The organism is Pseudobutyrivibrio sp. JW11 (assembly GCF_900115355.1).
Taxonomy (GTDB): Bacteria; Bacillota; Clostridia; order Lachnospirales; family Lachnospiraceae; genus Pseudobutyrivibrio; species Pseudobutyrivibrio ruminis.
This window is the reverse complement of the sequence record NZ_FOWB01000001.1, coordinates 500,837-513,787: the sequence shown is the minus strand read 5'-3', so window position 1 is coordinate 513,787 and position 12,951 is coordinate 500,837. Positions and strand designations below refer to the sequence as shown.

Below are 12,951 nucleotides of genomic sequence, written 5' to 3'. Positions count from 1 at the left end.
CCTGTAATTCTATTTTTCCAATGCGTGTAGTTAAACTTCTGGTTCTTGTTCCATTTCGATAATCGGACCTTTCAGAAGTACGTTCATAGTTTTCGGCACCAAGTTGCTCGGATGATTCTGCTAAGAGAACTTGATTAAGTAAAGCTTCCATAAGCTTGCCAAATGCTTCATCCTTAGTTTCAGAGAAAAGTCCTACAAAAAAGTCATGATCCAATGTAAAATGTAATTGAGCCATAGTATTCATCCTTTCAATTATGTTTTGTGTGGTAACTTAATTTTAACTGAAAGATGAGCACTTGGCTCTTTTTATTAAATTTTTGAATTTACACCATTATATGGGCTTTATCGCCGCACATCATTCCTTCAATCTTTAAAGTGACTTTTAACATTAATACTTCCTCCTATAATTAATCTATCTAAGAATTACCACATTTTCAAGTAAAATTAGACTTTATTCTCTCCTACATGATAAAATATCAGCAACAATTAAATATGTAATAGGAGGATTTCTAAATGAAAGATATCATTTTAGGAAAAACTGGCATAAAAGTTCCTCAAAATGGATTTGGTGCATTGCCTATTCAACGTGTTAGCATTGAAGAAGCAGTTAGAATTCTTAGAAAAGCTTACGATGGTGGTATGCGATTCTTTGATACTGCAAGAGCATACAGCGACAGCGAAATCAAATTAGGTGAAGCATTTGGAACAGGCTATGTTGAACGTGAAGATATTATTATTGCAACAAAAACTGCTGCAAAAACACCAGAAGAATTCTGGAAAGATTTAGATACTTCACTAACAAACCTAAAGACCGACTATATCGATATATATCAGTTACATATGATGCCTCAATGTTTTAAACCAGGAGATGGCACCGGGCTTTACGAATGCTTAGTAGAAGCCAAGCGCCAAGGTAAGATTAGACATATTGGCGGTACAGCTCACAAGCTTGGAGTAGCAAAAGAAATCATTGAATCTGGTTTATACGAGACATTACAGTATCCAATGAGCTATTTAGCAACAGACAAAGAAGTGGAGTTAATCCATCTATGTAACAAGCATGAAATGGGATTTATTTCTATGAAAGGTCTAGCCGGCGGACTAATCACCAATTCAAAAGCTGCTATGGCCTTCATATCTCAATTCGATGGTGCAGTTCCAATTTGGGGTATTCAACGTGAATCTGAATTAGATGAGTGGCTTGCCTTTATGGATAGCACTCCTACCATGGATGACAGTATCAAAGCTTTTATTGAAAAAGAAAGAAAAGAGCTAATGGGTGATTTCTGCAGAGGTTGTGGCTATTGTATGCCTTGTACTGTGGGAATTCAGATTAACCAGTGCAATCGCATGTCTCTTATGCTTAGACGTGCACCAAGTGCAAGTTGGTTAAATGAGTACTGGCAAGCAGAAATGGAAAAGATAAATGATTGTGTTGAATGTGGCAAATGCATGACACATTGTCCATACGAATTACAGATTCCAACACTTTTAAGAAAGAACCTCGAAGATTATCATGAAGTTCTTGCAGGAAATAGGAAAGTTCAATAACACTAAAGGCAGCCTAGCATTGCTAGACTGCCTTTTATTAAACACATGTATTAAAGATTCTCACCATTTGATTCGATTACGTTCTTGTACCAATCAAAAGATTTCTTCTTTCTACGAGCAAGAGTGCCTGTTCCATCGTCGTATTTTTCTACATAAATGAAGCCGTATCTCTTTGCCATTTCACCTGTTGATGCACTAACCAAATCAATACATCCCCATGGTGTGTAGCCCATCAAATCTACACCGTCCTCTACTGCCTTTTTCATTTCTGAAATATGCTTTCTGAGGTAATCAATTCTATAGTCGTCGTTTATTGAACCATCAGCCTCAATCTCGTCCTTTGCTCCAAGTCCATTTTCAACAACCATAAGAGGAATACGATATCTGTCATAGATTTCATTAAGAGAATATCTAAGTCCTTGTGGGTCAATCTGCCATCCCCAATCTGATGATTCAAGGTATGGGTTCTTTCCGCCTGCAATAAGGTTTCCTTCGCCCTTATTTGCCTCTGGATCACCACTGATTACATTTGACATATAGTAGCTGAATGTGTAGAAGTCAACAGTACCCTGCTTAAGAATTTCTGCATCTCCTGGCTCCATTTTGATTGTGATGCCATGCTTGTCCCAAATGCTCTGAGCATATGCTGGATATTCACCACGAACCTGAACATCTGAACAATACCAGTTAACCTCTCTCATATGCTCCTGATTTGCAATAATATCAGCTGGATTGCATGTTGCTGGGTATGATGTTACGAAGCAAATCATGTTACCTAACTTGTACTCAGGATAGTTGTCATGGGCATACTTAACTGCAAGTGCTGATGCAACAAACTGATGATGAAGTGCCTGGAATCTCTCCTGTGGCTTATTTGGAACTTCTGTAACAGGACCTGAATATCCCTTGATAGTACCTGTAGATAAAACTGCACCAAGTGGCATTGTACCTGCATTGATTTCGTTGAAAGTTAGCCAATACTTTACCTTTCCTTTATATCTTGCAAAGATAGCCTTGCAATAATTCATAAAGTACTCGATAAGCTCTCTGCCCTCCCATCCGTTGTATTTCTCAACAAGAGCATATGGCAACTCATAGTGAGAAATAGTTACAAGTGGCTCAATACCATGCTTTTTGCAGCAATCAAAAACCTTGTCATAGAAAGCAAGACCTGCCTCGTTTGGCTCTGATTCCATTCCTGTAGGGAAAATTCTAGTCCAGTTAATTGATGTACGGAACACCTTGAATCCCATTTCAGCAAAGAGTGCAATATCTTCTTCATAGTGATGATAAAAGTCTATTGCCTCATGTGAAGGATAGAGAGTACCCTCTTCAATTTTAGTAGTTACACGCTTTGGAGTTGTGTGGCTTCCATTTGTGCACATATCTGACACGGATGCTCCTTTACCATCTACGTCCCATGCCCCCTCAAACTGGTTTGCGGCTACTGCGCCTCCCCATAAGAAATCTTCTCTAAATGTACTCATTTTTAAGCCTCGCTTTCTAAATATTTCATAAGCTGGGTTGAAGTCTATCCTTCAACCCATTTTTATAACTATAGTAATGTAATAAGTGTATCACCTACTGCAGCTGAAGCAGCATCTGTAGGAATAACGTCATCATACTTTGGTGTATTTGTAATGATAACTGGTGTATCAACAGAGTATCCTTCTGAAGTAATATAATCAATATCAAATTCTAATAAAAGGTCACCCTTCTTTACCTTATCTCCCTGCTTAACCTTTGGTTCAAAGCCTTTACCCTCAAGCTTAACAGTGTCCATACCTACATGGATAATAATTTCTGCACCCTTGTCAGTTGTAATACCGATTGCATGACCTGTTGCAAAGAATGCTGTAATTGTACCATCTGCTGGAGCGTAAACCTTTCCTTCTGATGGAGCAATTGCAATACCCTTGCCCATTGCACCTGAAGAGAATGCTGCATCAGCAATATCTGATAACTGCTTTAATTCACCTTTGATTGGAGCTGCAAGTGTCTCAGCCTGTGCTGAACCTTCAACCTTTACTTCCTTCTTTGCTGGAGCGTCATCCTTGTAGAAAATAAGCTCTGAAAGGAATCCAGCAACTACACATGCTAAAGTAACAACAATTGAGATAATCATGCCTCTTGTATCATTTGTAGAAGTATTTACATATGCTGGGTATGCGAATACACCCATACCTGCCATCTGATATGCCTTTACGCCCATTGTACAAAGAACTGCACCTGCAACGCCTGCGATAACGCATGTACGGAAGAATGGAGCCTTCTTTGGAAGTGTAAGACCATAAATAGCTGGCTCAGTAACACCTGCAAGACCAGAAACGAATGCAGCTGGTGCAAGTGACTTAATCTTTTTATCTTTTGTCTTGAGCCAGATACCAAGAACAGCACCTGTCTGAGCAAATGTTGTACCAAGCATAGCTACAAGAATGATATCCTCACCTGATGTTGAAAGGTTTGATAATGCGATTGGTACAAGTGACCAATGAAGACCAAACATAACAAGTATCTGCCAGAAGAAACCAACAACTGCACCCATAAGGATTGGGCTTAATGCATTTAATGTATTGAAGAACAATGCAAGTACGTTAGCAATTGCAGAAGCAACTGGTCCAATGATAAAGATTGTTAATACGAATGTTACAAACAATGTGATAAGTGGAACACCGAATAACTTGATTGTATCTGGAACAATTTTCTTAACACACTTGTTTTCAAACCATGCAGCAAATGCTACTGCAAGGATAACAGGAATAACTGATGATGTATAGTTTCCTGAAGGTGGCATTGAAACTGGGATTCCAAATAAGTTTGAAATGTCATAATCTCCGCCTGTCAAGTATGGATAAACCATAGCAAGACCAATAAGTAAGCCTTCCATCTCTGGAAGCTTGAACTTCTTTGCTGCTGTCATACCAAGAATTGGTGGTAAGAAGTAGAATGCTGCGTCGCCAAGTGAGTAAAGGAAGTTGTATGTTCCGCCTGCTGCAGACATAACCCCAATTGCTGTAAGAAGTGCAAGTACACCCTTTAAAATACCGCATGCACAGAGCACTCCAAGGAATGGTGTGAACACACTAGTAATGATGCTAATAAATGCATTGAAAGGATTTTGCTTTCCTGTTGATTCGATTTCATTTCCACCTGCTAATGCAGATTTGCTTTCAAGATGTCCTACGCTGATAACTGCGTCGAATACCTGTGGTACATGATTTCCAATAACTACCATGTACTGACCGCCAGACTGAATTACTGTAACGATTCCGTCTGTCTCTTTTAAAATGTCTGTGTTTGCTTTGCTTTCGTCTTTAAGTGAAAATCTGAGTCTTGTTACACAATGTGTAATACTTTGAATGTTGTCTTTTCCGCCCACATTCTGGATAATGATGCGAGCCAAGCCATCATATTTGCTTGCCATAATTTGTTTCTCCTTTTTCTCTTATATACTATACAGCCCCTGCGCACTGGACTGAATATTACCTAATAAAAAAACCCGCACGACAAAGCTATAGCCTGATTGACTATATGATTATCGTACGGGTCTAGCCGACTCTAACGCCGTAACCATCCCTGGTTAATCTCTATCTGTTATTCGAGCAATGTGTACTGTAAGGTACAACATTTCTTCGTCTGTAAGCTTTTCTGGATATTTTGATTCCATGTAGCTTTTAATACGTGTGGCACAATTGTATGCCTCTGGGAATCTCTCCATAATAATTTCGAAGATTCCTGGATCCTGAGGTTCGTAATAAGCATTACGCTCAGCTCTCTGTAAGAAATATTTCAGATGAGTGATGAATCTTTCATATGAGAAGGAATCTTCATCCAAATCTTTCTTGTATGTATATTTAACTATGCTGATGATGTCATCGATGATTTCTGGTGCTTCCATAGTGTGATGGATGTTTCCATCTAATTCCGCATTTACGATATGAAGTGCAAAGAAGCCAGCCTCATCTTCTGGAAGTTCAACTCCAAGCTTGTCCTTTATAATTTCAAGAGCATGACATCCTAGGTTGTATTCAACTTTATAGTAGTTTTTGATTTCCCACAAAAGTTTGTTTTTTAAAAATGTACCGCTTTTGCTTCGTTCTATAGCAAATCCCAAATGGTCTGTGAGAGTGATGTAAATGTTGTTGCAAAGTCTTTTGCCAAGATTCTCAGATGCATATTTAATTATTTCATCTGCAACCTGAATCTCTTCGTACGGCATTTCAGAAACCAGCTTTAAGAACTGTTCATTTGCTTTTTCCATTACAAAAGTCTTTTCGATTTTGCTTTCATCAAGCTCATCTCCTGGACGTTTCTGAAAACAAATTCCACAGCCTGTATATATTATTTCATTTCCGTTTTCATCTGATGCCAATGCAGCATTGTTGTTAAGAACTTTTTTAATTTTCATAAATACTCTCTTATAAACAAAAAATGACCGAACCTACCCCACCAAAAATAAAAGTCATACACACGACTCTGGGATATGATTCAGTCTTGCCTGTACGAACATCGAACAGTAACAATCCAAAATTTGTTATGCAACTACTTTACATGGAAATCCCTCTCCTGTAAAGAGCTGCACACAAATTTTGGAGTTTTGCAAAAAAGTGCTTTTGCCTTTTTGTACAAATTCACAATTAAAACACAATTTTATTTAAGGATGGCATTAGCAATGTCGTGTCTCATATATTTATTTTCAAAATCAATCCACTCTGTTGCTTCGTATGCTTTTGCTCTAGCCTCTACTAAATCTTTGCCGAGAGCTGTGATACCAAGCACACGTCCACCATTAGTAACGATTTCGCCTTTGTCATTTTTAGCTGTTCCAGCATGGAAACAGTAATAATCCTTGTTGTTGAACTTTTCAAAGCCCGTAATAGGGAATCCCTTTTCGTACTTTACAGGATATCCATCTGATGCAAGAACTACACATACTGCGGCCTCATCTGAAAACTTAAGATCAATCTGATCTAACTTTCCATCAATACAAGCTTCCATAACATCAATAATATCATTCTGAAGACGTGGAAGGACAACCTGAGCTTCTGGATCACCAAATCTGGCATTATACTCAAGAACCTTTGGTCCCTCTTCTGTGAGCATAAGACCGAAGAAAATCACGCCCTTAAACTCTCGTCCCTCAGCCTTCATAGCGTCAACTGTAGGCTGGAAAATATTCTTCTGGCAGAAATCCTCAATCTCCTTTTTGAAGAATGGGGATGGAGAGAAATTACCCATTCCACCTGTGTTAAGACCTGTATCTCCATCGCCTGCACGCTTGTGGTCCTGGGCTGAAGACATGATTTTTACTGTATTGCCATCAACAAATGAAAGAACAGAAACCTCACGACCTGTCATGAATTCCTCTACTACCATTGTATTGCCGGCATCACCGAATTTCTTGTCCTGCATGATTTCTGCAACACCTGCAACCGCATCCTCATGTGTTTCACAAATGAGCACACCCTTACCAAGAGCAAGTCCATCTGCCTTAAGTACGATTGGATATTTGCAAGTTTCAAGGTACTTTAAAGCCGCCTCAGGATCTGTGAAGTTCTCATAACCCGCTGTTGGGATATTATATTTTTTCATTAAATCCTTTGAGAATGCCTTTGAGCCTTCAAGGATAGCAGCATTCTTTCTAGGACCAAAGCAACGAAGGCCAGCTTCCTCAAACTTATCTACAACTCCACCTACAAGTGGGTCATCCATGCCAATGATTGTAAGATCAATAGCATTTTCCTTTGCAAAAGCTACAAGCTTATCAAACTCCATAGCCTTAATATCCACGCACTCTGCAAGCTCCGCAATACCTGCATTACCTGGTGCACAGTAAATCTTGTCAACCTTAGAGCTTTTAGAAACAGCAAGCGCAATTGCATGCTCTCTTCCACCGCTACCTACAATTAATACTTTCATTCTTATTCTCCTATTTTTACCTTTCCATCAACCACAGATACACATCCGCGGGCAATTAAATCGATTGCGCGTGGCATAATTATCCACTCAGCCTGCTCCATTACTCGGCGCTGAAGTGTTTCTGGAGTATCATCCTCCATTACCTCTACAGCCTTCTGGAGAATGATTGGGCCAGTATCTGTACCTTCATCCACAAAGTGGCATGTTGCTCCAGTGACTTTTACACCACGTTCAAGAACCCCTTCATGAACCTTTAAGCCATAAAATCCTGTACCGCAAAAACTTGGGATCAAAGATGGATGAATATTAATGATTCTATTTCTGTACTGACGAATCATTTCCTCCGGTATTACTACTAAAAATCCCGCCAATACAACTAGATCTACATTATATGAATTCAATTTCTCCAAAAAAGACTTATTAAATGCTTCTCGATTCTCATAATCCTTAGGCGAAATACAAACCCCTTCGATTCCCGCCTTTGCAGCACGCTCTAAAGCATATGCATTTTTATTGTTAGATATAACAACAGCTATTTCAGTATTATGAATCTCGCCTGAGTTAATCTTATCAATGATTGCCTGGAGGTTTGTGCCACCGCCAGATACGCAAACTGCTATTCTCATTAAACTAAATCTACTCCCTTTTCTCCGTCAACAATCTTACCAACAACATATGGTGTGTCCCCAGCAGAGCGCATAGCTTCCATTGTCTTATCAACGTCAGCTGGATCAACTGCTACAATCATTCCAAGTCCCATATTGTATGTGTTGTACATCATCTGCTCAGAAACATTGCCCTTCTTAGCCATAAGCTTGAAGATTGCAGGAACTTCATAAGAATCCTTCTCTACTACAGCACGCTTTCCTTCTGGAAGCATACGTGGAATATTCTCGTAGAAACCGCCACCTGTAATATGTGAGCAAGCCTTTACTCTAACACCTGCATCCTTAACAGCTTTAAGAGCCTTAACGTAAATACGTGTTGGAGCAATTAAAGCCTCGCCAAGAGTTGTTCCAAGCTCATCATAATATGTATCAAGACTTTCCTTTGTCATATCGAAAATCTTACGAACAAGAGAGAAACCATTTGAATGAACACCTGTAGAAGCCATACCAATAAGTACATCTCCATCCTTAAGTGTTTCACCTGTAATAATATCCTTTTTATCAACAATACCTACTGCAAAACCAGCAAGATCGTACTCTTCCTCAGGCATAAGACCTGGGTGCTCTGCTGTTTCACCACCTACAAGGGCGCAGCCAGACTGCTTACATCCTTCTGCTACACCGCTAACGATTGTAGCAATCTTTTCAGGGATGTTCTTTCCGCATGCAATATAATCAAGGAAGAAAAGTGGCTCTCCACCTGCACATGCAACGTCGTTAACACACATTGCAACAGCATCAATTCCGATTGTGTCATGCTTATCCATAAGGAATGCAAGCTTTACCTTTGTTCCACAACCGTCTGTGCCAGATAAAAGAACTGGCTCATCCATGTTCTTGATAGCACTCAAATCAAATGCTCCTGAAAATCCGCCAAGGCCACCAAGTACCTCTGGTCTCATAGTGCCCTTTACAAACTTCTTCATGAGCTCCACTGACTCATATCCTGCCTCGATATCTACTCCTGAACTCTTGTAATCCATGTTTCTCTCCTTTGTTTCTTGTTCAAAATTTTATAAATAAAAGGAAACCCTTAATTAAAAGAGTTTCCTTCTACATATCTACAAAAATGATTTATAACCGTCAGCTTGAAGCTGCCCGTCTTTTTTCTCAACTGACTCTTTCTGCTCTACGATAAAATCGTGGAGTTTGCTTGCAAGGGCAGAGTCCGCCATAGCAAGCATTTTAACTGCAAGTATACCTGCATTTGCACCGCCATTGATGGCAACTGTAGCTACAGGTACACCTGTAGGCATCTGAACAATAGAATAGAGTGAATCTACACCACCAAGGTCGCTAGTCTTCATTGGGATACCAACAACAGGCCCTTCGAATAATGCTGCACACATACCAGGCAAATGTGCTGCCTTGCCTGCTCCAGCGATAATAACCTGAACGCCTCTATCTTTTGCGCCCTTTGCATACTCAAAGAAAACATCTGGCTCACGATGAGCTGAGATAATTCTCATCTCGTAATCTACGCCAAATCTCTCAAGTACTTCTACAGCCTTTGCCATTACCGGCATATCGCTGTCGCTACCCATAACTATACTTACCTTTGCCATTCCATTATCCTCCATATATCTCGCAAGTCACGGCAACAAGCCTTAGTATCTCTCCACTCGACTAGAACGTCTCGCTTGAGAGATCTAAGAGCTTGTTGCCTACTTGCTATTTTTACATATCTAATGCCTTATTGAGTTCTTCCGTACCTGGGACGACGAAGCGACCTTCGCGTATGATTGGAAGCTCACGGCCATCCGCTGTAATAACTGTGATATCCCCTAACTCATAGTAAGGAATTGTAATATCTGTGTGGCAATTAAAATATGCCTTTGAAAAGTCCGTCTTACGAAGTAGTGAGCAAGAATTGTCTCTTGCAATGCATTCCTTGCCATCTGGATTGTACATAGGCACATCCTCGGCGTGAGAATAGCATGTATCACCTACTGCAAAGTGTGGACCTGTTTTTTCTGCTATAAGGATTGGAAGCTTATCTGCAATGGAATATTTCTGCCCCATTACAAAAGCTCTGGTATTTGTTCCGATAGCAAACTCTCCCATAGGAAGTGTTTCATGCTTATGCAGAACATTGTCGTAAATATATTTTTTATTTTCTTCTTCAGTGTCAAAATTGCTACATGTGTATGAAACAATCTTACCATCTTCAAACTTCATTTCAAGATTGCGGTATCCAAGCTCATTAAGATATACCTGAGTTACATGAAGAACACCATTTGTTCCCTCAAGCTCTGGGCTTGTAAATACCTCACCTACCGGAATATTTACATCTGCAACGCAGTTTTCGAAATTAGTCTGGTGTGCAGGGTCATCCAAGTGATGAAGCTTAACTGTAATATCAGTGTGATTTTCTCCACGGCCTGTAACGTGAACCTTTTCACCTTGATCTAATACGTCGATGATGTGCTGCTGGATATTCTTATAAAGCTCATAATCCATTGTGTTTACAGCAACTGTCTCGTTAAAGATTTCATTGAAGTCCTTACCAATCTCAGGGATAGGATAAGCAATAATTGTAAAGCTACGCTCTTCTCCCTTGATGTATTGATTGTTTATCTGACCATTCTGGCTTGCATAGTAAACATTAAGCTCATTTTGCTTGTCAGAGTATACTGCATTTGCATCTCTATTAGCTGGTTCAAATGGAACCTCTCCAAATGTCTCGATGACAGCTGGGCCACCATATACTGCAGCAAGCTCTTTGTGCTTTTCAAGAGTGTTCTTTTGAACCTCAAGGAATCTGTCTGCCATGCCCTTATCCCAGTAGTATGCGCTGTCATCCTTGTGATCATACTCGCACTGCTTGTTAGGTACGCTTGAGAAAAGGTTGCGAGATGATGTGCCACCAAATCTAACAGTAGCTGCAAGGCCTGCTTCGTCGAAAAGGCGAATTGCTTCACGAGTCATAAGCTCAAATCCAACCGGAGCATTGACACCAACTGTATCTTTGATAGAAATATCCTTGCCAGTTACCTCAAAGCCTTTGATGTAGCCCTGAACGTAAGTCTGTGCCATAGCCACAACATCTTCGTGTGGAAGGCTACGCAAGTGGGCTGCAATTCCAAGCTCATTTGGTCCGATATACATACCATATTTGTACATATATCTATCATCTGAAAGATCGTCCTCCATGATGATTCTTGTGTAGAAATCATATTCAGGATCAACCATTGATATAATCTGCTCTGATAAGAACATCTGGCAATAATCATGCTTGAATGAATAAAGAGCATTTAAAATGCTTTCACGACGATATTTATCTTCGTCCTCGATTTGGCATTCTCCATAAAGCTGAAGAAGAAGCTCACAATAGATTGTAAACTTATCAACTCTACCTGCAAAAGCAGCTTCGATAATGCTTGCGATAGAATAGAATGCTGCCGAAAGAGGCCCACCTACTTCTTCACCAAGCTTTTCTACTGCATATGTAGGGCAAAGAAAGCTATTCTCATAATTATCTTTTTCGTAAATAGAAAAAATAGTTTTATTGTCTGCCTGACACTGCTCGAGACTGCGCTCAGCAAGTGTTCCATCGATAGCTTTATTCATGATTGGAAGAACCGTCATCACGAAATCTGCCACCTGATTAAAATACGCCTGAAGATTCTCAGGTAATTCTTTATCTTCTTTTATCTGAGATATGCGCTCTGTAGCAAGCTCAAAGCGTTCCATTATATCATCAGACTCTTTGTAAAAAGTACTGCTCATATGCTAACCTCTAATCAATCCAATAATAAGTGTTGTTATCCAAACTATCATAATAACTGAGCTGATAGCAAGGCATACAATTCTGTATTTAAGCTCCGTCTTAGTCTTCATTTGGCCCACATTGTAAACAAATGCTCCAAAAGCTACGAGAAAGCCTAAAGTTCCAAGGCCGCCGCCAAGCCAGCGAGGTGTCTCGCCTGACATATAAACTGAGGCGGTAATAATGCCACCATATATAATTAGTGAAATCAACGAAACTCCTGCTGAATACATAGCTTCCATTGGCAATGCTTTTAGTTGATTGCCATAGGAGCTTCGTCTATGAAAACGACTACGTGCCATTTACTGAACTCCATATTCCTTATAATATGCATCGATACGTGCCTTCATATCGTCGTCGATAACGACCTTGCCCTGGCACTCTCTGTTGTATAGATGCTCTACAACTTCATCCATTGAAACAATTGCGCCTGTCTTGAAGCCGTATGTTTCTGCAACTTCATCAAGTGCTGTCTTTGATTTGTCTCCTGAAAGACCAACCTCCTGACGGTTTAAAGAAACCATAAGGCCAACAATTGTAACATCACCCTGAGCTCTAACGATTGGAACTGTTTCTTCCATGCTCTTGCCAGATGTTGTAACATCCTCAATCATAACAACTCTGTCGCCGTCAGAAATCTTGTAACCAAGAAGTGAACCCATATCTGCTCCATGGTCCTTTTCTTCTTTACGATTACTGCAGTATTTGATTTCCTTGCCATAAAGCTTGTAAAACGCTTCAGCTGTGATGACTGCAAGAGGAATACCTTTATATGCTGGTCCAAAAAGAACATCAAAGTCCTCGCCGTAAGCATCGTGAATTGCCTTTGCATAATACTCGCCAAGGCGCATAAGCTGGCTACCTGTAACGTAGGCACCTGCATTCATAAAAAAAGGAGACTTACGCCCGCTCTTCAATGTAAAATCACCGAATTTGAGGACGTCAGACTCCACCATAAACTCTATAAATTGTGACTTGTAGCTTTCCATACATTAATCTCCTATCGAAAACCCAAATATTTTTCAAAAACCTCTCAGATTGTAA

At 39.9% G+C, this 12,951-nt stretch carries 12 protein-coding genes; 1 reads left to right on the top strand and 11 read right to left on the bottom strand.

Annotated features, from left to right (window positions below):
- Positions 1–235: transposase (locus BM102_RS02170; RefSeq protein WP_242942892.1), on the bottom strand; the 235-nt coding region annotated here is incomplete at its 3' end.
- 278 nt (positions 236–513) lie between these two features.
- On the opposite strand from BM102_RS02170, the gene BM102_RS02165 reads away from it, so the two are divergent.
- Positions 514–1,551 (top strand): aldo/keto reductase, encoded by a 1,038-nt coding sequence (locus BM102_RS02165; protein ID WP_090478485.1) that lies wholly within the window; start codon positions 514–516, stop codon positions 1,549–1,551.
- A 50-nt stretch (positions 1,552–1,601) separates the two neighbouring features.
- Here BM102_RS02165 and BM102_RS02160 read toward each other — a convergent pair whose 3' ends face one another.
- The 10 genes from BM102_RS02160 to pyrE all read right to left on the bottom strand — a co-directional run bounded on the left by BM102_RS02160 (position 1,602) and on the right by pyrE (position 12,896).
- Positions 1,602–3,038: a glycoside hydrolase family 1 protein gene (locus BM102_RS02160; protein WP_044936097.1), complete on the bottom strand. Its 1,437-nt coding sequence runs from the start codon at positions 3,036–3,038 to the stop codon at positions 1,602–1,604.
- 68 nt (positions 3,039–3,106) lie between these two features.
- Positions 3,107–4,975 carry a beta-glucoside-specific PTS transporter subunit IIABC gene (locus BM102_RS02155; RefSeq protein ID WP_090478483.1) on the bottom strand — a complete coding sequence of 623 codons (1,869 nt, stop codon included), beginning with the start codon at positions 4,973–4,975 and terminating at the stop codon, positions 3,107–3,109.
- A gap of 156 nt (positions 4,976–5,131) precedes the next feature.
- Positions 5,132–5,959 (bottom strand): BglG family transcription antiterminator LicT, encoded by an 828-nt coding sequence (licT, locus tag BM102_RS02150; RefSeq protein WP_090478481.1) that lies wholly within the window; start codon positions 5,957–5,959, stop codon positions 5,132–5,134.
- Positions 5,960–6,201: 242 nt separating this feature from the next.
- Positions 6,202–7,470 carry a phosphoribosylamine--glycine ligase gene (gene purD, locus BM102_RS02145; RefSeq protein WP_090478478.1) on the bottom strand — a complete coding sequence of 423 codons (1,269 nt, stop codon included), beginning with the start codon at positions 7,468–7,470 and terminating at the stop codon, positions 6,202–6,204.
- Positions 7,471–7,472: 2 nt separating this feature from the next.
- Positions 7,473–8,096 carry a phosphoribosylglycinamide formyltransferase gene (gene purN, locus BM102_RS02140; RefSeq protein ID WP_044936086.1) on the bottom strand — a complete coding sequence of 208 codons (624 nt, stop codon included), beginning with the start codon at positions 8,094–8,096 and terminating at the stop codon, positions 7,473–7,475.
- A complete protein-coding gene (gene purM / locus BM102_RS02135; RefSeq protein ID WP_033151517.1) occupies positions 8,096–9,121 on the bottom strand; it encodes a phosphoribosylformylglycinamidine cyclo-ligase in 1,026 nt (341 codons plus the stop codon). Before purM ends, purN begins: the two co-directional genes overlap by 1 nt.
- A gap of 78 nt (positions 9,122–9,199) precedes the next feature.
- Positions 9,200–9,703, bottom strand: a complete 504-nt coding sequence (gene purE, locus BM102_RS02130; RefSeq protein ID WP_074790266.1) for a 5-(carboxyamino)imidazole ribonucleotide mutase — start codon at positions 9,701–9,703, stop codon at positions 9,200–9,202.
- A gap of 112 nt (positions 9,704–9,815) precedes the next feature.
- Complete coding sequence (locus tag BM102_RS02125) at positions 9,816–11,867, bottom strand: aminopeptidase (protein WP_090478475.1); 2,052 nt, start codon at positions 11,865–11,867, stop codon at positions 9,816–9,818.
- 3 nt (positions 11,868–11,870) lie between these two features.
- A complete protein-coding gene (locus BM102_RS02120; protein WP_090478473.1) occupies positions 11,871–12,209 on the bottom strand; it encodes a hypothetical protein in 339 nt (112 codons plus the stop codon).
- The gene (pyrE, locus tag BM102_RS02115; protein ID WP_044936070.1) at positions 12,210–12,896 is read right to left on the bottom strand and encodes an orotate phosphoribosyltransferase; all 687 of its coding nucleotides are present in this window, start codon (positions 12,894–12,896) and stop codon (positions 12,210–12,212) included.
- Positions 12,897–12,951 lie beyond the last annotated feature (55 nt).

What these genes read in the sequence shown, in the direction of transcription:
- BM102_RS02165 (WP_090478485.1), top strand. Translation starts at nt 514, where the DNA reads ATGAAAGATATCATTTTAGGAAAAACTGGCATAAAAGTTCCTCAAAAT.
- BM102_RS02160 (WP_044936097.1), bottom strand. Translation starts at nt 3,038, where the DNA reads ATGAGTACATTTAGAGAAGATTTCTTATGGGGAGGCGCAGTAGCCGCA.
- BM102_RS02155 (WP_090478483.1), bottom strand. Translation starts at nt 4,975, where the DNA reads ATGGCAAGCAAATATGATGGCTTGGCTCGCATCATTATCCAGAATGTG.
- licT (WP_090478481.1), bottom strand. Translation starts at nt 5,959, where the DNA reads ATGAAAATTAAAAAAGTTCTTAACAACAATGCTGCATTGGCATCAGAT.
- purD (WP_090478478.1), bottom strand. Translation starts at nt 7,470, where the DNA reads ATGAAAGTATTAATTGTAGGTAGCGGTGGAAGAGAGCATGCAATTGCG.
- purN (WP_044936086.1), bottom strand. Translation starts at nt 8,096, where the DNA reads ATGAGAATAGCAGTTTGCGTATCTGGCGGTGGCACAAACCTCCAGGCA.
- purM (WP_033151517.1), bottom strand. Translation starts at nt 9,121, where the DNA reads ATGGATTACAAGAGTTCAGGAGTAGATATCGAGGCAGGATATGAGTCA.
- purE (WP_074790266.1), bottom strand. Translation starts at nt 9,703, where the DNA reads ATGGCAAAGGTAAGTATAGTTATGGGTAGCGACAGCGATATGCCGGTA.
- BM102_RS02125 (WP_090478475.1), bottom strand. Translation starts at nt 11,867, where the DNA reads ATGAGCAGTACTTTTTACAAAGAGTCTGATGATATAATGGAACGCTTT.
- BM102_RS02120 (WP_090478473.1), bottom strand. Translation starts at nt 12,209, where the DNA reads ATGGCACGTAGTCGTTTTCATAGACGAAGCTCCTATGGCAATCAACTA.
- pyrE (WP_044936070.1), bottom strand. Translation starts at nt 12,896, where the DNA reads ATGGAAAGCTACAAGTCACAATTTATAGAGTTTATGGTGGAGTCTGAC.